At 69.8% G+C, this 24,928-nt stretch carries 22 protein-coding genes and 1 pseudogene; 13 read left to right on the top strand and 10 right to left on the bottom strand.

Annotated elements, in window-relative coordinates; all coding sequences use genetic code 11:
• Nucleotides 1-38 precede the first annotated feature (38 nt).
• The 5 genes from rplI to ACFY36_RS33235 all read right to left on the bottom strand — a co-directional run bounded on the left by rplI (nt 39) and on the right by ACFY36_RS33235 (nt 2,966).
• Nucleotides 39-488, bottom strand: a complete 450-nt coding sequence (gene rplI / locus ACFY36_RS33255) for a 50S ribosomal protein L9 (RefSeq protein WP_097325442.1) — start codon at nt 486-488, stop codon at nt 39-41.
• A 14-nt stretch (nt 489-502) separates the two neighbouring features.
• Entirely contained in the window at nt 503-742 is a 240-nt protein-coding gene (rpsR, locus tag ACFY36_RS33250; protein WP_007073789.1) for a 30S ribosomal protein S18, read from the bottom strand.
• Nucleotides 743-784: 42 nt separating this feature from the next.
• Nucleotides 785-1,354, bottom strand: a complete 570-nt coding sequence (locus ACFY36_RS33245; protein WP_499749885.1) for a single-stranded DNA-binding protein — start codon at nt 1,352-1,354, stop codon at nt 785-787.
• A gap of 64 nt (nt 1,355-1,418) precedes the next feature.
• Complete coding sequence (gene rpsF, locus ACFY36_RS33240; protein ID WP_097325510.1) at nt 1,419-1,709, bottom strand: 30S ribosomal protein S6; 291 nt, start codon at nt 1,707-1,709, stop codon at nt 1,419-1,421.
• A gap of 285 nt (nt 1,710-1,994) precedes the next feature.
• Nucleotides 1,995-2,966 carry a hypothetical protein gene (locus ACFY36_RS33235; RefSeq protein ID WP_499749884.1) on the bottom strand — a complete coding sequence of 324 codons (972 nt, stop codon included), beginning with the start codon at nt 2,964-2,966 and terminating at the stop codon, nt 1,995-1,997.
• Between the two features lie 127 nt (nt 2,967-3,093).
• Between ACFY36_RS33235 and ACFY36_RS33230 the strand changes: the two genes are divergently transcribed.
• From ACFY36_RS33230 to ACFY36_RS33220, 3 genes and pseudogenes are all read left to right on the top strand, one after another.
• A complete protein-coding gene (locus ACFY36_RS33230; RefSeq protein WP_499749883.1) occupies nt 3,094-3,870 on the top strand; it encodes a deoxyribonuclease IV in 777 nt (258 codons plus the stop codon).
• Between the two features lie 675 nt (nt 3,871-4,545).
• Nucleotides 4,546-6,429, top strand: a pseudogene (locus ACFY36_RS33225) (hypothetical protein); the annotation flags it as partial.
• Between the two features lie 428 nt (nt 6,430-6,857).
• On the top strand, nt 6,858-7,775 hold the full coding sequence (locus tag ACFY36_RS33220; RefSeq protein ID WP_499749882.1) for a hypothetical protein: 918 nt from the start codon (nt 6,858-6,860) through the stop codon (nt 7,773-7,775).
• Between the two features lie 3 nt (nt 7,776-7,778).
• Here the strand turns inward: ACFY36_RS33220 and ACFY36_RS33215 are convergent, their stop codons facing one another.
• The 3 genes from ACFY36_RS33215 to ACFY36_RS33205 form a co-directional block, all read right to left on the bottom strand.
• The gene (locus ACFY36_RS33215; protein WP_499749881.1) at nt 7,779-9,317 is read right to left on the bottom strand and encodes a glycosyltransferase family 87 protein; all 1,539 of its coding nucleotides are present in this window, start codon (nt 9,315-9,317) and stop codon (nt 7,779-7,781) included.
• A gap of 139 nt (nt 9,318-9,456) precedes the next feature.
• Complete coding sequence (locus tag ACFY36_RS33210) at nt 9,457-12,165, bottom strand: transglycosylase domain-containing protein (RefSeq protein ID WP_499749880.1); 2,709 nt, start codon at nt 12,163-12,165, stop codon at nt 9,457-9,459.
• Nucleotides 12,166-12,357: 192 nt separating this feature from the next.
• A complete protein-coding gene (locus ACFY36_RS33205) occupies nt 12,358-12,825 on the bottom strand; it encodes a DUF5318 domain-containing protein (RefSeq protein WP_499749879.1) in 468 nt (155 codons plus the stop codon).
• A gap of 158 nt (nt 12,826-12,983) precedes the next feature.
• Here ACFY36_RS33205 and ACFY36_RS33200 point away from each other — a divergent pair, with 158 nt between their 5' ends.
• Together ACFY36_RS33200 and ACFY36_RS33195 are read left to right on the top strand one after the other, a co-directional pair.
• Nucleotides 12,984-13,634: a PadR family transcriptional regulator gene (locus ACFY36_RS33200; RefSeq protein WP_499749878.1), complete on the top strand. Its 651-nt coding sequence runs from the start codon at nt 12,984-12,986 to the stop codon at nt 13,632-13,634.
• A 20-nt stretch (nt 13,635-13,654) separates the two neighbouring features.
• Nucleotides 13,655-14,734, top strand: coding sequence for an inositol-3-phosphate synthase (locus ACFY36_RS33195; protein WP_360248303.1), 1,080 nt, complete (start codon nt 13,655-13,657; stop codon nt 14,732-14,734).
• A gap of 69 nt (nt 14,735-14,803) precedes the next feature.
• On the opposite strand, the gene ACFY36_RS33190 is transcribed toward ACFY36_RS33195, so the two are convergent.
• The gene (locus ACFY36_RS33190) at nt 14,804-15,259 is read right to left on the bottom strand and encodes a methylated-DNA--[protein]-cysteine S-methyltransferase (RefSeq protein ID WP_499749877.1); all 456 of its coding nucleotides are present in this window, start codon (nt 15,257-15,259) and stop codon (nt 14,804-14,806) included.
• An 89-nt stretch (nt 15,260-15,348) separates the two neighbouring features.
• Here ACFY36_RS33190 and ACFY36_RS33185 point away from each other — a divergent pair, with 89 nt between their 5' ends.
• Together ACFY36_RS33185 and ACFY36_RS33180 are read left to right on the top strand one after the other, a co-directional pair.
• Nucleotides 15,349-15,852, top strand: a complete 504-nt coding sequence (locus ACFY36_RS33185) for a SigE family RNA polymerase sigma factor (protein ID WP_499749876.1) — start codon at nt 15,349-15,351, stop codon at nt 15,850-15,852.
• On the top strand, nt 15,849-16,949 hold the full coding sequence (locus ACFY36_RS33180; RefSeq protein WP_499749875.1) for a WD40 repeat domain-containing protein: 1,101 nt from the start codon (nt 15,849-15,851) through the stop codon (nt 16,947-16,949). Before ACFY36_RS33185 ends, ACFY36_RS33180 begins: the two co-directional genes overlap by 4 nt.
• Here ACFY36_RS33180 and ACFY36_RS33175 read toward each other — a convergent pair.
• Nucleotides 16,946-18,379 carry a CCA tRNA nucleotidyltransferase gene (locus ACFY36_RS33175; RefSeq protein WP_499749874.1) on the bottom strand — a complete coding sequence of 478 codons (1,434 nt, stop codon included), beginning with the start codon at nt 18,377-18,379 and terminating at the stop codon, nt 16,946-16,948. The two genes, ACFY36_RS33180 and ACFY36_RS33175, sit on opposite strands and share 4 nt — an antisense overlap.
• A gap of 102 nt (nt 18,380-18,481) precedes the next feature.
• Here ACFY36_RS33175 and ACFY36_RS33170 point away from each other — a divergent pair, with 102 nt between their 5' ends.
• The 6 genes from ACFY36_RS33170 to ACFY36_RS33145 all read left to right on the top strand — a co-directional run.
• On the top strand, nt 18,482-19,351 hold the full coding sequence (locus tag ACFY36_RS33170; protein WP_499749873.1) for a hypothetical protein: 870 nt from the start codon (nt 18,482-18,484) through the stop codon (nt 19,349-19,351).
• Between the two features lie 36 nt (nt 19,352-19,387).
• Entirely contained in the window at nt 19,388-21,133 is a 1,746-nt protein-coding gene (gene murJ, locus ACFY36_RS33165) for a murein biosynthesis integral membrane protein MurJ (protein WP_499750221.1), read from the top strand.
• Nucleotides 21,134-21,343: 210 nt separating this feature from the next.
• Nucleotides 21,344-22,870 (top strand): protein kinase family protein, encoded by a 1,527-nt coding sequence (locus ACFY36_RS33160; RefSeq protein WP_499749872.1) that lies wholly within the window; start codon nt 21,344-21,346, stop codon nt 22,868-22,870.
• Between the two features lie 41 nt (nt 22,871-22,911).
• The gene (sigM, locus tag ACFY36_RS33155) at nt 22,912-23,547 is read left to right on the top strand and encodes an RNA polymerase sigma factor SigM (RefSeq protein WP_499749871.1); all 636 of its coding nucleotides are present in this window, start codon (nt 22,912-22,914) and stop codon (nt 23,545-23,547) included.
• Nucleotides 23,544-24,380, top strand: a complete 837-nt coding sequence (locus ACFY36_RS33150; RefSeq protein WP_499749870.1) for an RsmA family anti-sigma factor — start codon at nt 23,544-23,546, stop codon at nt 24,378-24,380. Before sigM ends, ACFY36_RS33150 begins: the two co-directional genes overlap by 4 nt.
• A gap of 126 nt (nt 24,381-24,506) precedes the next feature.
• The coding region (locus tag ACFY36_RS33145; protein ID WP_499749869.1) for an NAD(P)/FAD-dependent oxidoreductase at nt 24,507-24,928 on the top strand (422 nt) is incomplete at its 3' end.

Below are 24,928 nucleotides of genomic sequence, written 5' to 3'. Positions count from 1 at the left end.
CCGGGACGAATCCCAGCGCGCCGTTCTGAAAAGCAGCCTTACTTGGCGGCCACCACGTTCACGGGGAACGTCGCGGTCACCTCGGGGTGAAGCTTGACCTGCACGTTGTACGAGCCCGTGGTCTTGATGTGACTCGGGAGCTCGAGACGGCGACGGTCGAGCGACGGACCGCCGGCGGCCTTGACGGCCTCGACGATCTCGGCCGGGGTGATCGAGCCGAACAGGCGGCCACCGTTGCCGGAGCGCGCGGTCAGCGAGACCTTGAGGCCGGCCAGCTGGGCCTTGACCTCGTTGGCCTGGCCGAGGTCACGGATCTCGCGGGCCTCGCGGGCCCGCTTGATGACCACGACCTGCTTCTCGGCGCCCTTGGTCCACTGGATCGCGAAGCCCTGCGGCAGGAGGTAGTTACGGCCGTAGCCGTTCTTGACCTCGACGATGTCGCCGGGCGTGCCGAGACCCGATACTTCCTGGGTGAGGATGATCTTCATATCGGTGATCCTCCTCAGCGCGCCGTCGCCGTGTACGGCAGAAGCGCCATCTCACGGGCGTTCTTGACCGCGCGGGCGATCTGCCGCTGCTGCTGCGAGGTCACCCCGGTGACGCGGCGGGCACGGATCTTGCCCCGGTCGGAGATGAACTTCCGCAGAAGCGCGGTGTCCTTGTAGTCGATGTAGGTGATCCCGTCCTTGTCGAGCGGGTTCACCTTCTTCTTCGGCTTGCGAAGCGCCGCAGCCTTAGCCATTGCTCTTACTCCTGAACTCGGTAAGCCCTTGAAAGGAAAGGGCTAGAAGGGAGGCTCGTCGTCGAACGAGGAGTTGCCGCCGCCCCCACCGGAACGGTTGCCGGAGGCCGGAGCGGCCGTAGCCCACGGGTCGTCGAAGTTGTTGCCTCCGCCGCCACCGCTGGACTGCTGCCGGTTGCCACCACCGCCACCACCGGAGGCGCCGAAGCCGCCACCGGAGTTACCTCCGCCGGGGCCACCGCCGGAACGGTTCATGCGCTGCACCTTCGCCGTGGCATACCGCAGCGACGGGCCGATCTCGTCGACCTCGAGCTCGTAGACGGTGCGCTTCTCTCCCTCGCGGGTCTCGTACGACCGCTGGCGCAGCCGGCCCTGCACGATCACCCGTGAGCCGCGCTGAAGCGACTCGGCGACGTGCTCGGCGGCGTCACGCCAGATGTTGCACGCGAGGAACAGTGGCTCGCCGTCTTTCCACTCGCCCGACTGCCGGTCCAAGGTCCGCGGCGTGGACGCGATGCGGAACTTGGCAACCGCCGCACCCGACGGGGTGAAGCGCAGCTCGGGGTCGTCGGTCAGGTTGCCGACGACCGTGATGGTGGTTTCTCCTGCCATGATCTTCTCCTCGCCGCTTTGCTCGTTCGTAGGAGGTTCTCAGAACCCCCTGACAAAAACGAACTCAGCGGGTCTCGGGCCGGATGACCTTGGTGCGGAGGATGTTCTCGTTGAGCCGGAGCTGACGGTCCAGCTCGGCGACGGCCTCAGGCGTCGCCTGAAGGTCGACGACGGCGTAGATGCCCTCGGCCTTCTTGTTGATCTCGAACGAGAGCCGGCGACGGCCCCAGACGTCGAGCTTCTCCACCGAGCCACCCGCGGTCCTGATGACGTTCAGGTACTGATCGAGCGACGGTGCGACGGTGCGCTCCTCGAGCGAAGGGTCGAGGATCACCATGAGTTCGTAATGACGCAAGACGTTCTCACCTCCTGTGGGCTTGGCGGCCACGGTCTCTCCGTGGCAGGAGGTCTTGTGTCGATCACAGTAAAGCCGTGGGGAGTTGACCCACGGCCGCCTGCGAACCGAGCAAGCATACCCACCTCGCGCCCTCTACCAAAAAGAAGGACCCCGTCGGTGGACGGGGTCCTTCCTGGTGGAGCCGCGGGGCGCCCGATCCGCATTCGCTGGGTGGGACCTGGGGAGGAACGACCACACCGATGAGGTTGGACGCGGCCGCCCCGCGGAGCTTATGGCCGAAGCTTACGCCGTTATTGCCCGATTTGCACGTTGCGACACGATTGCCCGAATAGTCGCAGCGCCGACGCCGACCACACACACCGCGGCGATCAGGGCGAGCAGGCCGATCGGCCCTCCGTCGCGCATCGGCCTCATGGCCGCCACGGGTTCGGCCGCGGCGGCCTCCGTCGTGGGCACGCTGGGTGCCGCGTCGATCGGTTCCAGATCGATTTGCGGTACGCCGGGGAGCACGGCCCTTTCGTCCCCAGGCGGCATGCCCGCGAACGCCGGCGTGACGCTCCCGGGCGTACTCAATGGGGTCCTGCTCTTGATCTTTGTCTTGGGGGTGGCGGCCCCGCCGTGCGGCATCGTCTGAACAGCAGCGGTCGCGGCCTGGGCGACGGCCGAGGTCCGAAGAGTCGCGGGACGGCGCGTGTCCGGGCCGGACGCAGCGGATTTCACCCGGGAGGGTCGCTCGCCCGGCATGGCGGAACCGGACAGCGTCGAGCTGGACGGCTCGTCGGAGCCGGCCGGCGACATCGAGACCGGCTCGGGACCGGGCGACGACGGCGCCGGCTGCGGGTCAGGAAGCGCCGCGGGCGCCGAGGGCTGGGCCGTGACCAGCATCGGGACCGCCTCGTCACCGAGCGGGCAGTTGGGCTTGAGGGTCACCGCCGTGGTGCCCCGCCGGAAGATCACGTCGGTCGCCGAGTCATCCGGAAGCGTGCCCTTGGTGTCGCCGCCGAGCATCAGCTTCGCGGCGTAGCCGGTGCGGTTGACCACCCGGATCGTGCTCTGCGCGGGGACGGTCATCGACTCGACCTCGGGCTTCGACTGGCAGGAGATGCCGAGCATGCCGCCGCCGGCGAAGGTCACCTGACGGGCGCCCTCCGGGATCCTTTCGGCGTTCGCGGTGCCGTTGACCAGCATCGGAGCGCCGAAGATCAGGCCGCCCAGCGCGATCGCCGTCACCCGCTGTCGGAACTGCCGCGACATGCACCATCTCCCAGATTCGTCACCGGCCCGTGCCGGTCCGTGAACGTGATCAATGGAGGTAACGAGCCCCGCGGGAGCCCGGTGACGCGGACAGGAAGTTGTCGGACCCTCGTCGTAGTCTCGTTCCATGCGCATCGGAGCCCACGTCGATCCGACCGACCCCCTCGAGGCGGCACGCGAACGCGGCGCCGAGGCGGTGCAGTTCTTCCTCACCGACCCGCAGGGCTACAAAACGCCCAAACCGCGGGAGGACGCGGCCGTGCTGCGGGAGTCCGAGGTGGACATCTACGTCCACGCGCCGTACATCGTCAATGTCGCCTCGCCGAACAACCGCATCCGCATCCCCAGCCGCAAGCTGCTGATGGCGCACGCCAAGGCCGCGGCCGAGCTCGGGGCCAAGGGCCTGATCGTGCACGGCGGCCACGTGGGCAAGGACGCCGATCTGGCCGCCGGTTTCGACAATTGGCGCAAAGCTTTCGAATACGCCGAGTCCGACGGCGGCCTGCCGCTCCCGATTCTCATCGAGAACACGGCCGGCGGTGACAACGCGTGCGCTCGCCGCTTCGACGACCTGGCCCGCCTGTGGGACGCGGTCGGCTCCTTCGGCGCCGGGTTCTGCCTGGACACGTGCCATGCGTTCGCCGGCGGCGAAGATCTGGTCGGCATCGTCGACCGGGTCAAATCGATCACGGGACGTATCGACCTGATCCACGCCAACGATTCCAAGGGCGGATTCGACTCCGGCCAGGACCGCCACGACAACCTCGGCAATGGCAAGATCGACCCCGAGCTCATCGTGGCCGCGATCCGGGCCGCCGGGGCGCCGGCCGTCGTCGAGACGCCGGGCGGTTCCGAGGGCCAGACCGCGGACATCGCTCTCCTGAAGGAGCGAACGGGCCGCTGACGCGCCGGCAGCACGGGGAGGGTCATGACCAGCGAGAAGCCGAGGCAGTCCGCCTCGCCGCCGGCCGACACATTGCGTCCGGCGGTGCCGAAGCCCGCCATCCCGAGACAGCCCGGCCCCACCGAGGCCGACTCACCCACACCCACTCCAGCCCCACCAGCACCCGCCGCCACCCCAACGCCCTCGTCCGCGACTGCGCCGTCGGCCACGCCCGCGACTGCACCGTCGGCGCCCTCGGGTAAGCCCGCGACTGCACCGTCGGCGCCCGCGACTACGCCCTCGGCCACGTCCGCGACTGCGCCGTCGGCATCGCCCGCCTCTGCACCCCCACCCTCGGCCACGCCCGCGACTGCGCCGTCGGCATCGCCCGCCTCTGCACCCCCACCCACGTCCACGTCCGCGACTGCGCCGTCGGCATCGCCCGCGTCTGCGCCCTTACCCTCGGCCACATCCGCGACTGCACCCTCTCCTGCGGCTGCGCCGTCTGCGGCTGCGCCGTCTGCGGCTGCGCCGTCGCCGTCTGCGCCCACCGCCGCCCCCGCGACTGGGCCCACCTCAGCCGCCGCGCCCGCTTCCACCTCCGCCGCCGCGCCCGCCTCCACCCTCGCGCCCGGGGGCGATAAGCCTGCCGCGGACAAATCAACATCGGGCGAGACCAAGACGGCCTCGACTGCGCTGACCGCGACCAAGACGGATCAGAAGCCGGCTAAGGACCCAGCGGCCGACGCGGTCAAAGATCCACAAAAGACAGTCAAACCGGGCGAACCTCTTCCGACCGAGCGCCCGCCCGGCGTTCCGCCCGATCCGTGGACGGCCTTCGCCACCGCCGCCGAGCGGCCGCCCGGATGGTTCCGGCGCACGACGCGGGCCGGCCTGCGGTCGCTGATCCACGAGTACGCGCTGGTCATCTACGGCGGACTGCTCCTGGCCGTGGCCCTGACCTGGCCGACGCTGCGCTATCCGCTGCACACCCTGCCGCAGGACATCTGGGATCCCTCCCGGCAGGCCTGGCAGATCGCGTGGGGCGGCCACATTCTGCTGACCGATCCGGCGCGCCTCTGGCAGTCGAACGCCTTCTATCCCGAGCCGAACAGTTTCGCCTATGGCGACAGCCTGCTCGGCTACGCGCCGTTCGGCATGATCGGCGAGGGGCCGGTCGCCGCCGTTCTGCGCTACAACATCCTCTTCGTGCTGGCCCACGCGCTGCTGGCGATCGGCGGCTACGCCCTGGTCCGTCAGCTCGGCGCGGGCCGTACGGGTGCGGCCGTGGCCGCTGTCGCCTTCGCGTACGCGCCCTGGCGCCTCGCGCAGGAGGGCCACCTCGACATCATCTCGGCCGGCGCCATTCCGCTGGCCCTGGCGATGCTGGCCCGGGGACACGGCTGGTCGCTGCGGCGCGGCTTCCGGCCCCATCGACGCCACGCCGGATGGGCCGCGGCCGGCTGGCTCGTCGCGATCTGGCAGGTCAGTCTCGGCTTCTCGCTGGGCGTGCCGTTCCTCTACGTCCTCGGCCTGATCCTGCTGGTGCTGATCGTCGCCGTGCCGCTGCGCTGGTTCCGCCGGCCGGTCGACCGGCCGGTCCTCGGCTGGCGCCTTCTGCTCACCGACACGCTCGGCCCGCTCATCCTGGTCGGCGTCTCGGCGCTGATCGCCATCCCGTACTTCAAGGCGCCCGCCGGCGGGCCCGCCGGCACCGAGATCGCCTTCTACTCACCGCCGCTGCGCAGCCTTTTGATCGGCCCGGCCGAGTCCCGGATCTGGGGCGCGCCCCACGAGGTGCCCCGGTCGTCGCTGAGCTGGCCGGCCGAAATGGGCCTGCTGCCCGGCTTCGTGCTGTACGCCCTGGCCCTGGCCGGCCTGGCCTTTTCCATCTGGACGCTGCGCCAGCGCCTGCTGCTGCTGGCCGGGCTGGTCGTCACGATCATCCTGACGCTGGGCACCAACTTCTTCGACGGCCGCTGGACGTACCTTCCGCTCTTCGGCCATCTGCCGGCCTCCCTGGGCCTGCGCATCCCCGGCCGCCTCATGCTCTGGGCGACGCTGTTGCTGGCGATCCTGGCCGCCGGGGCCGTGGCCGAGTTCGTCCGCCGCGCCGAGCAGGTCGCCGAGCAGCGCATTCCGCCCTGGCCGGGCCCGTGGCTCCGTCTGGCCACGCTCCTGCCGTTGGCGCTGGTGCTGCTCGAAGGCTGGAACGCCACCGCCCATCCCATCGCGCCCACCCAGCCCCTGGCGATGCGCACGGTCACCGGCTCGATGCTGGTCCTGCCCACCAACGCCCTCACCGACCAGACGATCATGCTGTGGTCCACGAGCCGTTTCCAGCCGATCGCCAACGGCGCCGGGGGGTTCGCCGCGGGACGTCAGGCCGTGCTGCGCCGCAACGTCGAGGCCTTCCCCGACACCGAGACCGTCCAATACCTACGGTCCCTGAACATCGACAAGGTCCTCCTGCTGCGCTCCCAGGCCGCCGGCACTCCCTGGGAGCGCGCCGGCGACGTTCCCGTCGACGCCCTGGGCATCCGCCGCGAAGACCTGGACGACGCCGTCATCTTCTACCTGACCGACCCGTCGGCCGGCCCCAACCCGGCACAGCCCACCACCCCCGCCAACCCGTCGCTGCAGCCCACCATCCCGGCCGACCCGCTGCTGCAAAACTCGTCGGCCCCTTCGCTGCAGCAGTCCTTCCCCACCGCCTCCACGCCACCGCCGGCCCCGCTCACGCCGACAACCCCGGCGTCCTGACCGGCTACCCCTCCAGCCGGCCGAAGAGCGCCAGAAGACAACAGCGCGGCGGGGAGGGTGGGTGCGAGCCGAGCAGGGGACGCCACGTGGCGCTCGCGGCACGCAGCCATGGCGGGGTGAATGCGAGCCGAGCAGGGGACGCCACGTGGCGCTCGCGGCACGCAGCCATGGCGGGGTGAATGCGAGCTGAGCAGGGGACGCCACGTGGCGCCCGCGGCATGCAGGCGGTCGATAGGGTCCTGGCCGTGGAGATCGCTGCGGACGAGTTGCGGGCGCTGGTCGATGAGGCCATTGAGAACGATCCGACCGGGCCGACCGAGGTGGCCCAGGTGCGACCCGATCTGGTCGCGCCGTTTCATCTCGAGCTCGTCGACGGCGAAGTGTGGTGGGTCGCCGACCTCTACCGCGCCATGACCGAGGAGACCGCCACCGCGCTGGTCCGCCGCGTCGACGACGGCGACGAGCAGGCCGCCGCCCTGGCCCATGTGCTCGCCTCGGGCCGGACCGAGACGGCAGTGGCGGCCGTACGCCGTTGGGCCGCCGCCCCACCCGCCTGGGCCACCGGCTTGGCCCGGCCGATCGAGCACCTGGGCCACGTGGGCGGCTGGGAACTCACCACCACCGGCGACCTCCGCCTTCTGACCAGTGACGGCACCCGCGCTCTGGTTCCGGCTCCAGCGGCCGAGCGGCGGTCCTCCGTTTCCGGTGGGGCGCTTCCGGGGGTCTGCGGATGGTGCGGAATGGCGCTCTGGCGACTGCTCGACGTCGACCGGATCCTCGTCGCCACCTGCGTCCGGTGTGGGTCCTACGCGACCTACTTCACCGAGGCGGGGGAGTTCGCCCCGGTGAACGAGCGGCCCGGCTTTCTCGGGCGGGACGACGACGGCTGGGACCTGCCCGACGGGGCGCCCTTGATAGTCGGGGAGAACCGGCCGACGCCGTGGGCTGGCACCGCCTGGCATGCCGGCGGGTCGACGCTCGGCGGCTCTCCCGACTGGATTCAGGACGCGGAGTTTCCCGCATGTCCTCGGTGCTCGCGAACCATGCCGTACGTGGGCATGGTCAACGGCGGCGACCTCTGGACCGATTTCGGCGAAGGCTGTTTCTACCTCTTCCACGATCCGGCCTGCGGCCTGTCGGCCGCCGTCTACCAGCAGAGTTGAGCGTCAGACCTTCGCCGTCTCCAGCGGAGGCGACGACGGCGGAGACGACGGCGGCTGGTCGGCCGGTGCGGGGGAGCGGTCGAGCCGGAACGCCTTCCGCAACCGGCCGATCCACGGCGCGTCCGGGCCGTTGAGCGTGCCGCCGTCGGGATCGTCCGCGTAGTTCAGGCGTACGGCGTCCAGTTCCGGTTTCCAGATCTCGCGGACCACCAGGCCACACAGGACCGCCACCGTGATCAGCCGCAGGCTGGAGGCCAGCACGAATGTGCCCTCCGGGATCACCGGCTTTGTGCCGGCGCCGAGCAGCTCGGCGTAGAAGGCGGTGAAGTACGCGAACTCGGCCACCGTCCACGCGATGATCGCACCCCACTTCGGGCGGGCCAGCACGATCAGCGGGAGCAGCCAGAGGACGTACTGCTGGGACCAGACCTTGCTGGTCAGCAGGAACGCCGCCACGACCAGGAAGGCGAGCTGAGCCAGCCGGGGGCGGCGCGGGGCCAGCCAGGCCAGTACGGCTATGCCCGCGCAGCAGAGCGCGAACAAGGCGTACGACAAGTAATTGAGGGTTGGAACGTGGTTGCTCAGCCACTGGAACGGGCCTTGATCGCCGGGGGTGCCGGCGAACCACTTGCTGTCCAGATAGCGGCCGACGTACCAGAAGGTGCCCCAGTCGATCGGGCGTTCCTCGTTGAGCCGGAAGAATCTCAGCCAGCTTTCCCGGTACCACCAGAAGACCGGGAAGTTCACGACGGCCCAGGTGATGGCCGTGGTCGCCGCGGCCCAGCACCACGAACGCAGCGCTTTCGACCGCAACGCCAGCAGGAACAGTGGCCCGATGATGAACAGCGGCCACAGTTTCGCCGCCGCGCCCAGGCCCAGGAAGACGCCGGCCCAGGCTGGATGCTTCTTCGCCCAGAGGTAGAGGCCGACGGCGGCCAGGCCGATCGCGAGGAAGTCCCAGTTGACCGTCGCGGTGAAGAAGATGATCGGCGAGACCGCGAAGATCGCCGCGTCCCAGGGCCGGCGGCGGCGCAGGGCGAGGATCACCGCCGCCGTCACGACGGCCAGGGCGGAGAGCACGAACGCGTTCACGTTGTAGAACCAGGTGCCCTGGTTGATCTCGGGGTGCGATTCGCCGTACGCGTGCACAGGCAACCCGAGCGCACCCATCATGTAGCCGGTGACGACCGGGTACTCGACCTGGTGATCGACGTACGGAACCTTGCCCTCGTTGAGGCCCTCGGCGTAGTAGAGAGCGAGCACGTCGGTGTAGCAGAACCTCGTGTACTGCACGTTCTGCTGCCAGTCGCCGCTCTGGCACGGCGATTTCTGCACCCAGGAGAAGGCGAGCGTCAGGCACGTCAGGGCGAGGATGATGCGGGTCGCCGTCCAGAACCGCCCGGGCCGGTTGCCGGGCCGCACCGCGTGCGAGCCGAGCGGGCCGCCGATCGCCTGCGAGAGGCCGCGCACGAAGCCGTCCGATGTCGCCTGCGCGCTCGGCTGGTCGGTGCGGTCGGCGTCCTCGGGCCGTTGCGTGCTCATGTCATGGCATCATGCCGTACTCGGATGCGCGCTTCGGTCACGACCTACTGGCAATATCGCCCGAAACCACGGAAACGCGAAGCCGGCGCGCACCCTGTGCGGGTGCGCGCCGGCTGAGGCGTTCTACGGGACCTGGGCGCTAATCCTCGCCCTGGGTCGTCGGTAACGTCGTATTACCGCCGTTCTGGCCGTTGTTGCCGCCGTTGTTGTTCCCGCCGTTGTTGTTGCCGCCGTTGGTGTTCCCACCGTTGTTGTTGCCGCCGTTCTGCTGCGTGTTGTCACAGCCGAAGATGGCACCGAGCGGGCAGCCCTGGTTGGGGTCGGGCTGCTGGACCGGCGGCGGCGGGGGCTCCTGGCCGTTGGCGTACGGGCTTTCCGGGTTACCGGTCTCGACCCGCTTCGGGAAGTCCTCGTTCTCCCACTTCATCGCCTCGGCCGAGGCGTCGAGGAACTTCTTCCAGATCTTCGACGGGGTGCCCGCGCCGAACATGTCCTTCTTGCCGTCTTTGAGCTCGACCTTGTTGTTCTTGCCGCCGACCCAGACGGTGGCCGCCAGCTGTGGGATGCCGCCGACGAACCAGGTGTCACCGCTGCCGCCGTTGAACTCCCACGTACCACTCTTGGCGATCGACTCGCGGCCGCCCTTGAGGTCGCGCTCGTCGACGTCGACGATCTTCGCCATCACGGACTGGAGGTTCGACATCTGGGCCTCGTCGAAGACCCGCTTGCCCGCGGTCCGCTGGCCCTTGATGATCGTCACCTTGCCGGTGTCGGCGTCGACCTTGCGAACTTCCTTGATGAAGTGCGTGTCGTTGCGCACGCCGCCGTTGACGATCGTGGCGACGCCCTCGGCGTGCTCGAGCGGCGGAACACGGTACTGACCGAAGGCGACCTCGTTGTCGAAGTTCTTCTTCCAGGTGGCCGCGTTGGTCTTGGTCAGGTCGACGGCGTCGCCCTTGTCCGGGAACATGTGCTGCACGCCGGCGTCGACGGCGGCCTGGATGACCTTCTCACGGCCGATGCCTTCGGCGATCCAGTAGAACGGGAAGTTGTACGACTTGATCGTCGACGTCTCGAGATCGCAGTACTTGATCTTTCCGCCACAGACCTTGCCCGGGTCGGCGCCGGCGTTGTTGATCTCCTTGCCGTTCGGCCGCAGCTTCGTGCCGTCCCAGGTCGTCTTGAAGGAGATGTCCTCCTTCAGACCGGCGGCCAAGGTGTAGAGCTTGAACGTCGAGCCCGGCGACTGACCACCCGTGATCTTGAGGGTCTGTCCGTCCATGTAGCCGCCGTAGTCGAGACCGTTGGGGTCGTCGCCGGCGTAGTAGCCGAGCACGGCGCCCGTCTTCGGGTCGATACCGATCACCGAAGCCTGATACGTGGCGGGCTTCGCGTTCATCGGCGACGTCTCGCTCTTGCGCGAGCCGGCCTCCTCGGCCGCCTCCTGCACCTTGGGGTTGATCGTCGTGGTGACGGTCAGGCCACCCTTGTCGAACTCCTGCGGGCTGATGCCCATCTCGGCCAGCTCGGCCCGGACGTGGCGCATGACCACGCCGACCGGGCCGCTGGTGGCGCTGTTGCCGCCGGCCTTGGCGATCGGCTTGACCTTGGGGTACTTCCGGGCGTCGTACTCCGCTTGAGTGATCCACTTCATCTCAAGCATGTTCTTCATCGTGTACTCCCACCGGTCCTTGGCGGCGGTGGGGTTGTAGTTCGGGTCGTAGCCCTTGTGCCCGTTGCCGGGCTCCGGCTCGGGCTGCTTGATGATCGAGGCGAGCACGGCGGCCTCGGACGCCGTGATGGCGCCCTTCTGGCCCGCCTTGGTCTTGACCGACTTGCCGAAGTAGCCCTGCGCGGCGGCCTCGATGCCGTACCTGCCCTCACCCATGTAGATGTAGTTCAGGTACATGCCCATGATCTGGTCTTTGTTGTACTGGCTCTCCAGCTTGCGGGCGATCACGGCCTCGCGCAGCTTGCGGTTGATGCTGATCGCCTTGAGGTCGGCGGCATGCCTCGCGTACTGCTGGGTGATCGTCGAGGCGCCCTGCGTCGCGCCGCCGGTGAAGTTGTTCCACGCGGCACGGACGATGCCCTTCATGTCGATGCCGTGGTGGTTGTAGAAGTTCTTGTCCTCGGCGGCGGCCACCGCGTGCTCGACGACCTTGTTGATGTCGGCCTCGGGCACGACCGTGCGGTTCTGCTCGCCGAGCTTGGCGATCGTCTGGCCGGTCGAGTACTTGATGACGTTGGACTGGTCCTCGGTCACCGGCGGCGGCAGATCGACATCGTCGAAGAAGTACGTGCCACCCACGACGCCGGCGCCGAGCAGAATGACCATGACGGCGGCCGCGGCGGTGAGGATGTTGGTGCGGCGGCGGCGCTTGGCCGCCTTGGACTTGTCCTTGCCGCGACCGGAGCGTCCGCCGCCGATGGCGCCCTCGTCGCCGGGCGGGGTGGTGACCGGGCGGACCGCGGCGCGGGCCGAGGCGCCCGCCGCACCGACCCGGGCCGCACCGACCGAGGCGCGCCCCGGAGTGGCGCTGCCCACAGAAGCGCTGCCCACCGACGCACGCCCGGGCGGAGCCGAACCGACGGAGGCGCTGCCGGCCACCGACGCGCGGCCCGGGGCGGCCGAGCCGACCGAGGCGCTGCCGGCGACGGAGGCGCTGCCGGCGACGGAGGCGCTGCCGGCCACCGACGCGCGCCCTCCGGCGCCGCGACGGTACGCGTCCGGCGGCCGAGCCGACGCCGAGTACGAAGAGGACTGGTCGTCGTCAGGCGTGGAGCTCGCGGACCCGGGCACTCGGGCCCGGGCGCGCGAAGACTGCGGATCGCCGTACGAGTTCATTCGGTCACACCTCGGTCGCGGAGGCACATACAAAAGGAGCCCTGGAGGGGCCCCCTTTGTCCGTGCCACGAGCGGACGATATGGGCTGCGTACCGGCAGCCGCCCTGTCGGATGTCGTGAATGACCGAACATGGCGCTGGATGCGCGGTTCGGTCGGGGTCGTGCTCACGGTAGCCGGATCGAGCCACATCATCATCGGCCGTCCCAGCGGGGGAACGACGATCCTGGTTCGCGGTGGCGGCCCGCGGCGGCCGAGGCGGCTACGGCCTCGACCTGATCAAGCTCGTCGGCGGTGAGCGCGTCCCGGCCCAGGAGGTACTGCTGGGTCAGGTGATTCCACGCGCAGGACTGGCACACCTCTACGACGAAGACCTGGAACTCACGCAGCGTCATCGCCAGGACCGGCAGCTCGGTGAGCTTGCGGGCCTGGCCGGCGGACTGCTTGAGCTCATCACCGTAGATGTAGTGCACGAGGGTCAGGTTGTCTCGGCGGCAGATCGGGCAGCGGTCGTCGGTCGGCTCGCCATGGAATCGAGCAGCACTTTTCAGGTACGGCGAGGCATCGCACACCTCGAGCGTCCCAATCTTGCCGCTGTGCACGTCACGCAGCACTGCCCGCTTCTGTAGCGAGTAGTCCACCACCTGCCGCTGCGTGCGCATGGCGAAGAGAGTACGCGGTCCGAGGGGAAGCGGCGATATCCATCACGGAGCGTGGCGTGGCGGTGGCTCACTCGTGAACAGCTTGCACAGTTTTGCCGACGGATCTACGGTAGCGATGTATCGGGCCGATACATCGGGGCATGAGGGAGGGAGAGCCAATGCTGGAACTGGCGATTCTCGGCCTCCTCCAGGAGACCCCGATGCACGGATACGAGCTCCGCAAGGAGCTCGCCACCAAGCTGGGCACGATCCGCGCCGCGATCAGCTACGGCACGCTCTACCCGACGCTCAAGCGCCTGAAAACAGCCGGCTTCATCACGGAATCAGCATCCGATCCGTCGATGATCCCCCCGATGACCAGCAAACGGGGCCGCGTTGTTTACAAGATCACTGCGGACGGCAAGGAGCGCTTCGCCGACCTTCTCGCGCAGGCCGGCCCCGAGACGTACGACGACGCCGGTTTCGGTGTTCACTTCGCCTTCTTCTCGCGGACCGACCGCGCGACCCGGCTGCGGATCCTCGAGGGTCGCCGCCGCCGGATCGAGGAACGCCGGGAAGGCCTGCGCGACGTGCTCTCCCGCGCCGCCGGCCGGCTCGACGCCTACACCCTCGAACTGCAACGCCACGGACTCGACGCCTGCGAGCGCGAGGTCCGGTGGCTGGAGGAGCTCATCACCAACGAGCGCTCCGGCCGAGCCCCGGCGGCCTCCGCCGGGTCATTCGACATCCCCGCCGCTGAGCAGTCACCAGAGCCAGTGGGCGGGGACGCACCCCCAGAAAAACCGCGTCCGCATCAGGACCGGCCGTGATGAACAAGGAGGCAAACGCGATGGGCTCCGTCCGCGTCGCCATCGTCGGTGTAGGTAACTGCGCCTCGTCCCTCGTGCAGGGCGTGGAGTACTACAAGAACGCCGACCCCAACGACCGCGTTCCGGGTCTCATGCACGTGACCTTCGGCGACTACCACGTTTCCGACGTGGAGTTCGTCGCGGCGTTCGATGTGGACGCCAAGAAGGTCGGCATGGACCTCTCCGACGCGATCAACGCCAGTGAGAACAACACCATCAAGCTGACCGACGTGCCGCCGACCGGCGTCAGCGTCCTGCGTGGACCGACCTTCGACGGTCTGGGCACGTACTACCGCGAGATCATCGAGGAGTCCTCGGTCGAGGCCGTCGACGTCGTGCAGGCGCTGAAGGACGCGCAGGTCGACGTGGTCGTCTCCTACCTGCCGGTGGGCTCCGAGCAGGCCGACAAGTTCTACGCCCAGGCCGCGATCGACGCCGGCTGCGCCTTCGTCAACGCGCTGCCGGTCTTCATCGCCTCGAACCCCGAGTGGGCGCAGAAGTTCACCGACGCCGGCCTGCCGATCGTCGGCGACGACATCAAGAGCCAGGTCGGCGCCACCATCGTGCACCGCGCGCTGGCGAAGCTGTTCGAGGACCGCGGTGTCGAGCTGCTGCGCACGTACCAGCTCAACTTCGGCGGCAACATGGACTTCATGAACATGCTGGAGCGCAACCGCCTGGTCTCGAAGAAGATCTCGAAGACCCAGTCGGTGACCAGCCAGATCCCGCACGAGATGGTCAAGAGCGACGTGCACATCGGCCCGTCGGACCACGTGCCGTGGCTCGACGACCGCAAGTGGGCGTACATCCGCCTCGAGGGCCGTTCGTTCGGTGACACCCCGCTCAACGCCGAGCTCAAGCTCGAGGTGTGGGACTCCCCGAACTCGGCCGGCGTCATCATCGACGCCGTGCGCGCCGCGAAGATCGCCAAGGACCGCGGCATCGGCGGCCCGATCCTCTCGGCCTCGTCGTACTTCATGAAGTCCCCGCCGGTCCAGTACAACGACCACGACGCGAAGGAGGCCGTCGAGGCCTTCATCCGCGGCGACATCGAGCGCTGACCAGCACCACCAGCTAGTTGAACGGCCGGCCCGGCGACGGGCCGGCCGTTGCTGTTTCGGCCCGGGGATTCAGCGCCAGGCGCGCGACAGGGCGACCTTGGCCTCGAGCTCCAGGAGCTTGCGTTTGCGGTCTATGCCGCCGCCGAAGCCGACCATCTTGTTGCCGGCGCCGACCACGCGGTGGCACGGGACGATGACCGGGATCGGGTTGTGGTTGCAGGCCGTGCCGACGGCGCGGGCCGCTCCCGGGTCGCCCAGGGCGGTGGCGATCGCGCCGTAGGTGATCATCTCGCCGTAGGGGATGGCGGCGATCTCGGACCAGACCGCGCGCTCGAAGTCGGAGCCGCCGCGCAGGTCGAAGGGCACGGTGAAGTCGGTGAGCTCGCCGGCGAAATAGGCCTCGAGCTCGGACAGGGCCGGATGGTCGCCGGACGGGCCCGGCCGCGCCGCGAAGCGGACGTTGACGACCGTGTCGCCCTCGACCACGACGCCGAGCGGCCCGATCGGTGAGTCGATGACGTGCATGGGCCCATTCTGCGCCCGGGGTACGACAACTTGAGAAATCCATGCAAGCCTTTCCCGCCGCACGGCGTCATACACACCGGAGGTGACGTGTGCAGCAATCGCTGGAGGCGGAGTTCAACGCGTTCGTCGCGGAACGGGGGCAGGTGTTGCTCCGGATCGCGCACGCGCTGACGGGGGATCGCCGCACCGCGGAGGATCTGGTGCAGGGGGCGCTCGCGAAGGCGTACGCCCGCTGGCCCCGGATCCACGGTGATGCGGAGGCCTATGTGCGGCGGATCATCTACAACGACCGGGTCTCGGGGTGGCGCCGCGCCGGACACGGCCGGGAGGTGCCGATGGCCGACGTGCCGGACCGGCCGGGCGCCGAGCACGACGTGGCCGAGCGGCTGGCGCTGCGCGAGGCCCTGCTGAGCCTGCCCGCACGGCAGCGGGCCGTGCTGGTGTTGCGCTATCTCGAGGACCGCACGGTCGAGGAGACCGCCGAGGTGCTGGGCTGCCGGCCGGGGACGGTGGCCAGTCAGGCCTCCCGGGCGCTGGCCAAGTTGCGGGACAAGATCGGCACCACCACGTGGCGGATGGAGGCCTCGCGATGAACCTGGAGGAAGGCGTGCGCGCCACCGTGAACGATCTCGCCGCGAGCGCTCCGATGCCCGTGGACCTGGCCGGCGCGGCGCGGCGGAAGGGCCGCGGAATCCGCCGGCGCCGTCAGGCGGGTGCGGCGCTCGTGGTGATGGCGCTGGCCGTCACCCCGTACGTCGTCCTGAGAAAGCAGGAAGCGCAACCCGCGCCGGTCAGCCCGGCCCCCACCTCGTCCGCGGCCTCGGTTCGCCGGACCGCCGCGCCACAGAACTGGACGAAGGCTCCGCTGAAGCTGCCCGGCGGCGCCATCGTGACCGCGGTGACCAGGACCGACGTCGGACGGGACACACCCGCCGGCCGTACGCTGCCGACGGGCAACGTGGTTCTCGACCGGGCGACCGGGCAATACGTGGTGCTCAAGACCAACTACTACACGGTCTGGGGCGCGCCGAAGAAGAACCGCGGAGTCGTCAGCGACGGCGCCAGTGGCCTCGGCCTCATCCGGGCCGACGGCAGCGTCAAATGGGTGCAGATCGGCTACATGCTCGACCCGCAGTGGTCGCCGGACGGCACCCGCCTGCTCGCCTCGACGCTGAAGGGCTACACCGTGATCGACGCGGCCACCGGCCGCACGAGCAGGCAGTCCGTGCCCGACGCGATCGCGGTCTGCCCGGACAACTGCTTCTTCACCTGGCTGCCCGACGGCAAGAGCATCGCCATCGCCCGGCGGGACCTGACGGTCGCGCAGTCGGAGGAGGTGTCCGACACGGTCGGCGAGCTCGCGGTCTACGACGTCGCGACCGGCAAGCAGGTACGCACGATGCCCGTGCCGGGCGTGCCGGTCAGCGGCAACGCCTGGTCGCCGGACGGCCGCCGGGTCCTGCTGGAGGCGGCCGCTCTGGGCGGGGACGAGCGCCGGATCGCCGACACGGCGACCGGGAAGATCATCAAGAGCATCCCCGGCTCGAACGCGCGGTTCCTGCCGAACGGGCAGATCCTCGCCCTCACGGACAAGGTCGCCACCCTCTACGACCCGAACGGCACCGTCGTCGAGGTGATGACGCTTCCCCGCGACTTCCGCTACCGCACGGTCAGCGTGGGGACGCCCTAACCGGAAAGGTGCCCGTTGTCGCGGGCCCACTTGTAGAGCTCGGCCTCGGCCTCGTCCCGCGTCAGCGGCCCGTTGTCGAGGCGGAGCTCTTTGAGGTGGCGCCAGGCCTGGCCCACGATCGGGCCGGGCGGCACGCCGAGCAGCTCCATGATCGCGTTGCCGTCGAGGTCGGGACGGACCCGGGCCAGGTCCTCCTCGGCGGCGATCCGGGCGATCCGCTCCTCCAGCGCGTCGTAGTCGGCGGCCAGGTTGGCCGCCTTGCGCCGGTTGCGGGTGGTCACGTCGGAGCGGGTGAGCTTGTGCAGGCGCTCGAGCAGCGGACCGGCGTCGGTCACGTAGCGGCGCACGGCCGAATCGGTCCACTCGCCCCGGCCGTACCCGTAAAAGCGCAGGTGAAGGCCGACCAGCTCGACCACGTCGGAAATGACGTCCTTGGGGTACTTCATGGCTTTCATGCGCTGCTTGGTGAGGCGCGCGCCGACCACCTCGTGGTGGTGGAAGCTGACCCGGCCGTCGCGGCCGACCGCCTTCGTGGCCGGCTTGCCGACGTCGTGCATGAGCGCGGCCATCCGCAGCACGAAGTCGGGGCCCTCGTCGCCCTCGAGCCGCATCGCGTTCATGACGACGATCAGGGTGTGCTCGTAGACGTCCTTGTGCTGGGCGTGCTCGTCGATCTCCAGCTTCAGCCCGGAGATCTCGGGGATGAAACGGTCGGCCAGGCCGGTGTCGACGAGCAGCCGGAGGCCGGCGATCGGGTCGGCTCCGCACATGAGCTTGGTGAACTCGTCACGGATCCGTTCGGCGGTGATCCGGTCGAGATCAGCGCACATTTCCGACATGGCGGCGATGACCGGCTCGTCCACAGTGAACTGGAGCTTGGCCGCGAAACGCGCCGCCCGCAGCATCCGAAGTGGATCATCGCCGAAGGACTGCGACGGCGCGGCCGGCGTGCGGATCACCTTGGCCGCGAGATCGTCCAGGCCGCCGTACGGATCGGTGAACTCGTGTCCCGGCAGCGACACCGCCATGGCGTTGATCGTGAAGTCACGCCGTTCGAGATCGTCGAGCAGCGACGTGCCGTACTCGACGATCGGGTTGCGGGTGACCCCGTCGTACGCCTCGGCCCGGAAGGTCGTGATCTCGAGCCGCAGACCGTTCTTCTGGATGCCGATCGTGCCGAACTCGCGCCCGGTCTCCCAGATCGCGTCGGCCCAGCCCTGCACCACGGCCAGGGTCTGCTCGGGCCGCGCGTCGGTGCAGAAGTCGAGATCGTCACCGAGACGGCCGAGAAGGGCGTCCCGCACCGATCCGCCGACGAGATGCAGCTCGTGGCCGGCGGCGCCGAAGCGGCGCCCCAGCTCATCCGCGAGGGGGGACACACGGAGCAACTCGGCGACCGCGCTCTGCTGGGCGGAATTGAGAACAGACATGGGGTTACCAGGGTATCTGTCTTTAGTCCGGTGAAGGGCGGCGGGTGGGGCGGTCGGATGGCCGGCGTGGCAGTTGGCTGTGGCAGCGGGCAGGATAGGTCGGTGCCCGTTTCCGAGGCGCTCCGCCGCCTGGCCTTGGACCCCCGGTTCTGGACGGGCGAGAGCGCGACCACCGACGACGCCGACCAGCGCGAACTGCGCGTGACCCTGCCGGTCACCGGAGGTTACGCGCTCGTGCTCGACCTCGACCTCGCCACCGGCGAGCGCACCCTGGGCCTGCGCGGTCCCGCCTCCAGCGAGCCCGTCCAGCTCGGCTCGGCCCCGGCCGACGGACCCTTCCCGGCCGCGCTGCGCTGGCCCGAGCTGGAGCTCTGCGCCCGGGTCATCGCCTGGGAGGACCCCACGCTGCCCCATCCGGGCCTGGTGGTGGCCCTGCTGTCGCCCTTCGCCCCGGACGACGATCCCACGGCCGTCGCGACCCGCCAGGCCGCCTACCGCTCTCTCCAGCGGGAAGTGGCCCCGGCCGTGCCTCACGGCCCCGAGCAGACCCCTCTGCCGCTCTTCGCGAGCGACGACTGGTGGCCGTCCCCGCCGGCCGAGTCGCCCCAGGTCCTCGACGAGGCGACGATCGCCGCCATCACCGAGCCCGACTTCGCTTTCCGCGAGGTCCGCGGTGGGTCGCGCTTTCCGGCGGAGTCACTGGCCGATCTGGTACGCCGGTCAGGTGAGCACCTGCGGCTCGTGCCCCACCAGCAGTGGTACGACGGCACGTGGCAACTCGCCCGGGAAATTCTGGACACGGGTGACCTTCGGCGCATTCCGGCCCTGCTGGCTGCGCTGACCGAGGCCGGCTGCGATCATCCGACGGTCCTGGACGCGCTGAGCGAGCCGCTGGTGCCGGCCGAGGCGTGCTGGATGGTCGAGACGCTCGCCGGCGCCACGCCCGGCGCCCTGCTCGCTCGACAGCTTTAAGGTACGTACGTGTTGTACGACGGTCGGGAGAAACCGGTGAACAGCGGTCTGTACCGCAGCGCGCACGCGGCGCCGGACGGCGAGCCGGTACGCCCGGAGGACGGCGTCACGATCATCTCGGTCGAGGAGCAGCTGCCCGGCGCGGCCGCCACCGGCGGTGAGGCGCTGCCCAGCGACGACACGGGCAGCACCGCGTCGAACAGCGCCATGATGGCGATCGGCAGCTTCGTCAGCCGGATCATCGGCTTCGTCCGCAACGCGCTGATCGGCATCACCCTCGGCGCCGGCATCGGCGACGCCTTCACCAGCGCCCAGTTCCTCCCCGGCCAGATCTACGAGCTGCTGCTCGGCGGCATCCTCTCCAGCGTTCTCATCCCGCTGCTGGTGCGGCGCCGCAAGGCCGACCCGGACGGCGGCCTCGAGTTCACCCGCAAGCTGCTCACCTTCGCGATCGTGTCGCTCGGCATCGCCACCGCGCTCGTGGTGGTGGCGGCCCCGCTGATCACCGCGATCCAGTCCAGCAGCGACGAGTCCTACAACGATCTCGTCACCAACTTCGCGTACCTCATCCTGCCGATCATCTTCTTCACCGGTCTGTCCGGCCTGATCGCCGCGGTGCTGAACGTGCGTGGTCACTTCGCTGCGCCCACCTGGGCGCCGATCCTCAACAACATCGTCGTGATCGCCGCCTGCGGCGTGTTCATCGGCGTCTTCGGCACGGCCGAGGGCCTCAAGCCCGAGGACATGACGCCCGGGCGGATCGCCGTGATCGGCGGCGGCCTGCTGCTCGGCATGGTGGTCCAGGCCGCCGGTCTGCTCCCGGCGCTGCGCAAGGTCGGCTTCAGCTGGAAGTGGCGCTGGGATCCCCGGTCGCTGGGCCTGGGCGAGATCGGCCGGCTGGCCGGCTGGATGCTCTGCTACGTCGCGGCCAACCAGATCGCCGTCTTCGTGGTCGTCCGCATCCTCAACCGGGTCGCCGGCAAGGGCAGCGCCAGCGTGCTCGCCTTCAACAACGTCTTCCTGCTGCTCACCATGGCGCACGGCATCATCGGCGTCTCGGTGATGACCGCGCTGCTGCCCAAGATGAGCGCGGCCGCCGCCGACGGCCGGTACGCGGAGGTGAGCGCCGACCTGAGCCGGGCCATTCGCCTGGTGGTGACGGCGCTCGCGCCGATCGCGGTCATCTACGGCGTCCTGGGCGCCCCGATCTCGGTCACTCTCTTCCAGGGCGGCGCCTACGGGAACGACGACGCGCTGGCGACCGGAACGGTGCTCGTGGTGGCCGCGTTCGCGGTGCTCCCGTTCTCGATCAGCCAGCTCTGCACTTACACCTTCTATTCTCTGCAGGGCAACAAGACGGCCGCGCTGATCAACCTGCCCGTGGTGGCGGTGCGCATCGGCGCCTACCTCGTGCTGGCGGCGGTCCTCAGCAGCTCGCTCTCGGCGGCCGGCATGACCGCGGGCAACGGGATCTCGTACGCGGTCTCGGCCTTGATCTCGCTCGTCGTCCTGCGCCGCCGGATCGGCCGGCTCAACCTCGGCTCGCTGGCGGCCGGACTCATCAAGATCGTCGTTGCCGCCGCCATCGCCGCCGGCCTCGGCCTCCTCGTCGTGCACTTCCTGCCCGGCGCGGGCTCGCCCTCGGGCCGCGGCGAGTCGCTGATCCAGCTCGCGGTCGGCGGCGCGGTGATCCTGGTGGCCTATCTCGGTGCGGCAACGATGTTGCGCGTGGCCGAGGTCAATCAGGTCGTCGGCATGGTCCGCCGCAAGATCGGGCGCTGAGCCGGTGCGGTTCTGAGCTGCGGGTATTCCACCGAACGGCGCGGACGATCATCTACAAAGCCGGGCATTTCGCGCTGCCGCGCCGGGGGGACGACCTGCCGCGGCATGGCCCCGGGCGGGTATGGTCGGTGTCGGCGTGTGCTCTTCCGCACGCCGACGTTTAAGAAGCCGCCGTATTAAGAAGCTGCCGTGGAGCACTGAGGAGGACGGGTGACCCAGGTCGGCGAAGGCCATGAGACCGCGGCCGATGCGGACGGGCCGGTCATGACCTTTGGTGCCCCCGCTGCCGGAGAGGTCCTGGCCGAGCGCTACCGCCTCGAGGAACACGTCAACAACGACAGCGCCGGCCGTCAGGTCTGGCGCGGCATCGACGTCATCCTCCGGCGCCCGGTCGCGGTCGTGCTGCGCTACCCCGGCGGCGACTCCGCCTCCGAGATGTTGCAGGCCGCGGTGGACGCGAGCCGTGTAATACACCCCAACCTGGTCGGCGTCTACGACGCGATCGACGAGGGCGCCCGGTCCTACGTGGTCCGTGAGTGGGTCGACGGCGAGTCGCTGCGCGAGCTGGTCGCCTCCGACGGCCCGCTCGACCCGGGCCGTGCCACGACCATCGCCCACGCGATCGCCGACGCGCTGACCGCCGTGCACGCCACCGGCATGGTCCACGGCAACGTGCACCCCGGCACCGTGCTGATCGGCGACGACGGCCGGGTGGTCCTGGCCGACGCGCGCGCCGACTCGGCCGACGACGTCGAGGGTGACGTCCGCGCGGTCGGCGGCATCCTCTATTTCGCGCTCACCGGCCACTGGCCGCGCACCGAGGTCCGCGCGTCCACGCTGCCCGACGCGAACCGCGACGCCAGCGGCAACCCGGCCGCGCCCCGCCAGCTCCGCGCCGGTGTGCCGGCCTACCTCGACGATCTGACGATGGACCTGCTCGACCACCGCGTGGCCGCTCCCGAGGCCGACGCGCTCACCGCCGAGCTGGCCCGCCTCGACGCCGCCGAGGACGAATACGAGGACGTCGGACCCCTGCGCTTCGCGCAGAACACGACGACCGAGCCCACCCGCAGCACCCCCAAGATCTTCCTTGGAGTGGCCGCGCTGGTGGTCATCGCGGTCATCGGCCTGGTCTTCGGCATCCGCGCCATCACCTCGTCGAACGATCCCGATCCGTCGAGCACCACGCAGGCCAACGCCGGCGCCGCCAACGGCACGACCGGCGACGAGCAGACCCCGGCCCCCCAGCCCAAGAAGATCGCGCTCACCGGCGACATGGTGCGCATCGTCGATCCGCCGGACGGCGACCGCGAGGACACCGGCCAGGCGAAATACACGGTGGACAACGATCCCGAGACGGCCTGGGAGACCCAGCGGTTCAAGCAACCCAACTTCGGCACCCGCAAGCCCGGCATGGGCGTTCTGATCAACCTCGGCTCGCCCCGCTCGCTCTCCGAGATCGAGGTCGAGATGTCGCAGCCGGGCGTCACCATGGACATCCGGGCCGGCACGAGCGACCCGGGTGACACCTCCGACGGCGACTCCAAGATCATGTCGACGTACAAGCGTCTCGGCGACGGCGACACCACGACGGACGGCACGCGCGAGGTCTTCTCGCCGTTCGACCCGAACTCGAAATATCAGTACGTCCTGGTCTTCCTGACCAAGCTGCCCAAGGCCGACGAGGGCGGCGGTTACAAGGTCAGTGTCAACAAGATCGAGGTGTACGGCTACTGAGCGGCTCCCGCCGTCGCCGTCGATCCGGTTAGATTGCTCCCGTGACTTCCGGGGACGGTGCCAGCGACGCCGACCTGCTCCGTGCCCACGTCGAGGGCGACAAGCAGGCGTTCGGTGAGCTGGTGCGCCGCCACCGCGACCGGCTGTGGGCGGTCGCCCTGCGCACGATCGGCGACCGCGAGGAGGCGGCCGACGCGGTGCAGGACGCGCTGCTCTCGGCCCACCGCAACGCGGCCCGGTTCCGCGGCGACTCGGCCGTCACGACCTGGCTGCACCGCATCGTGGTGAACGCCTGCCTCGACCGGATCCGCCGCCGCCAGGCCCACCCGACCGTGCCGCTGCCCGACGGCAGCCGCTCCGACGACCGGCCGTCCGGTGTGGAGCCGGCCGCCCCCGCTCAAGATCATGAGACCGCGCTGCTCGTCCGGGAGGCGCTGGCCGCGCTGCCGGTCGACCAGCGCGCGGCCATCGTCCTGGTCGACGTGCAGGGCTACCCGGTGGCCGAGGCGGCCGAGATCCTCGGGGTGGCGGTCGGCACGATCAAGAGCCGATGCGCCCGCGGGCGAGCCAAGATGGCACTGGCGCTGGGAGACATCGCTCACCCCGGCCAGGGGAACCAGGAGGCGTCCACTTCCGTCCCATCGGGACCGGCGGCGGATCGGAGGGACCAGAGGTGACCGGGGCGGCGGAGTTCAGCGGGGTCGACATCGACCTGCTGGCGGACTACATCGGCGGGGCCCTCGAGGGCACGCCGGACGAGTCCGTGGTGGCCACCCTGATCGCCGACGACCCGCGGTGGCGCTCGGCGTACGAGACCCTGGGCGGCCGGATGGCCATGGTCGGCGCCGAGCTGGGCCGCCTGGCGCCCGAGCCGATGCCGTCCGACCTGGCCGCCCGCCTGGACGAGGCGTTCAGCGCCCCGCCGCGCCTCGAACTGGTGCACGACGCCGGCCCCGTAGAGAGAAAGAAGAGGCAGCGGCGCTGGGTGACCCCGATCGCCATCGCCGCCGGGGTCGTCGCTTTCGTCGGTTTCGGCCTCGACTACCTGGCCGGCCGCGACAGCGCCTCCGACGACTCGGCGGCCAGCACGGCGGCAGGCGGCTCGGCCGAGCAGGTGCCGGCCGCGAGCCCGCCGACCCTCTCGACCGGCACCGACTACACCAAGGCCACCCTCGCGATCGCCCCGTCCGAGCCGCTGAGCGCCGCCTCGAACCCGGACGAGACCTTCTCCGCGCAGAAGAACGGCGACCGGGCCGCCACCGCGACCGTGCCCGAGCTGGCCCGGCTCGTGCCGCTGACCGCCCTCCAGGAGTGCCTCGACGCGATCCAGCGGGAGAACGCCGGCGGCCCCATCGCCGTCGAGTCGGTCGACTACGCCCGTTTCAACGGCTCGCCGGCCCTGGTCGTGCGCTTCACCGCCACCAATGGCCTCTGGGCCTGGGCCAGCGGCCCGTCGTGCGGCACGCCCGCCGGTGACGCGGACACCCTGGCAAAACTCCCGGTACGCTGATCAGCCCCGGGTGAGGTCGAACACGACCGGCACGCGGGAATGGTGTGTGCCTAGCATGGCGTTCTAGCGTGCAGTGTCGCCGAGCGGGCATCTCCCGCGGGCGTTGAGCAGACTGAGGAGTCGGCAGTGGACGAGGTCCGTAATCTGATCATCATCGGTTCGGGGCCCTCCGGCTACACCGCGGCGCTCTACGCGGCCCGCGCCAACCTCAAGCCGCTCGTCATCGAGGGTGTGCAGTCCGGTGGCGCGCTGATGACCACCACCGAGGTCGAGAACTTCCCCGGCTTCCGCGACGGCATCATGGGCCCCGAGCTCATGGACAACATGCGCGCCCAGGCCGAGAAGTTCGGTGCCGAGTTCATCACCGACGACGTCACCCGGGTCGAGCTGACCGACAAGCCGACCGAGGCCGGTACCGAGGGCCTCAAGACCGTCTGGGTGGGCGAGAAGGAATACTTCGCCCGCGCTGTCATCCTTTCCACCGGTTCGGCCTGGCGCCCGCTGGGCGTCCCCGGCGAGCAGGAGCTGCTCGGCCACGGCGTCTCGTC

The organism is Actinoplanes sp. NPDC000266 (assembly GCF_042899005.1).
Taxonomy (GTDB): domain Bacteria; phylum Actinomycetota; class Actinomycetes; order Mycobacteriales; family Micromonosporaceae; genus Actinoplanes.
Note: the sequence above shows the minus strand (reverse complement) of the source record. Positions and strands in the feature narration are given on the sequence as shown.

Bases quoted from the DNA above. Each gene is read 5' to 3' on its own strand.
- rplI (WP_097325442.1), bottom strand. From the start codon at position 488: ATGAAGATCATCCTCACCCAGGAAGTATCGGGTCTCGGCACGCCCGGC.
- rpsR (WP_007073789.1), bottom strand. From the start codon at position 742: ATGGCTAAGGCTGCGGCGCTTCGCAAGCCGAAGAAGAAGGTGAACCCG.
- ACFY36_RS33245 (WP_499749885.1), bottom strand. From the start codon at position 1,354: ATGGCAGGAGAAACCACCATCACGGTCGTCGGCAACCTGACCGACGAC.
- ACFY36_RS33235 (WP_499749884.1), bottom strand. From the start codon at position 2,966: ATGTCGCGGCAGTTCCGACAGCGGGTGACGGCGATCGCGCTGGGCGGC.
- ACFY36_RS33230 (WP_499749883.1), top strand. From the start codon at position 3,094: ATGCGCATCGGAGCCCACGTCGATCCGACCGACCCCCTCGAGGCGGCA.
- ACFY36_RS33215 (WP_499749881.1), bottom strand. From the start codon at position 9,317: ATGAGCACGCAACGGCCCGAGGACGCCGACCGCACCGACCAGCCGAGC.
- ACFY36_RS33210 (WP_499749880.1), bottom strand. From the start codon at position 12,165: ATGAACTCGTACGGCGATCCGCAGTCTTCGCGCGCCCGGGCCCGAGTG.
- ACFY36_RS33205 (WP_499749879.1), bottom strand. From the start codon at position 12,825: ATGCGCACGCAGCGGCAGGTGGTGGACTACTCGCTACAGAAGCGGGCA.
- ACFY36_RS33200 (WP_499749878.1), top strand. From the start codon at position 12,984: ATGCTGGAACTGGCGATTCTCGGCCTCCTCCAGGAGACCCCGATGCAC.
- ACFY36_RS33195 (WP_360248303.1), top strand. From the start codon at position 13,655: ATGGGCTCCGTCCGCGTCGCCATCGTCGGTGTAGGTAACTGCGCCTCG.
- ACFY36_RS33190 (WP_499749877.1), bottom strand. From the start codon at position 15,259: ATGCACGTCATCGACTCACCGATCGGGCCGCTCGGCGTCGTGGTCGAG.
- ACFY36_RS33180 (WP_499749875.1), top strand. From the start codon at position 15,849: ATGAACCTGGAGGAAGGCGTGCGCGCCACCGTGAACGATCTCGCCGCG.
- ACFY36_RS33175 (WP_499749874.1), bottom strand. From the start codon at position 18,379: ATGTCTGTTCTCAATTCCGCCCAGCAGAGCGCGGTCGCCGAGTTGCTC.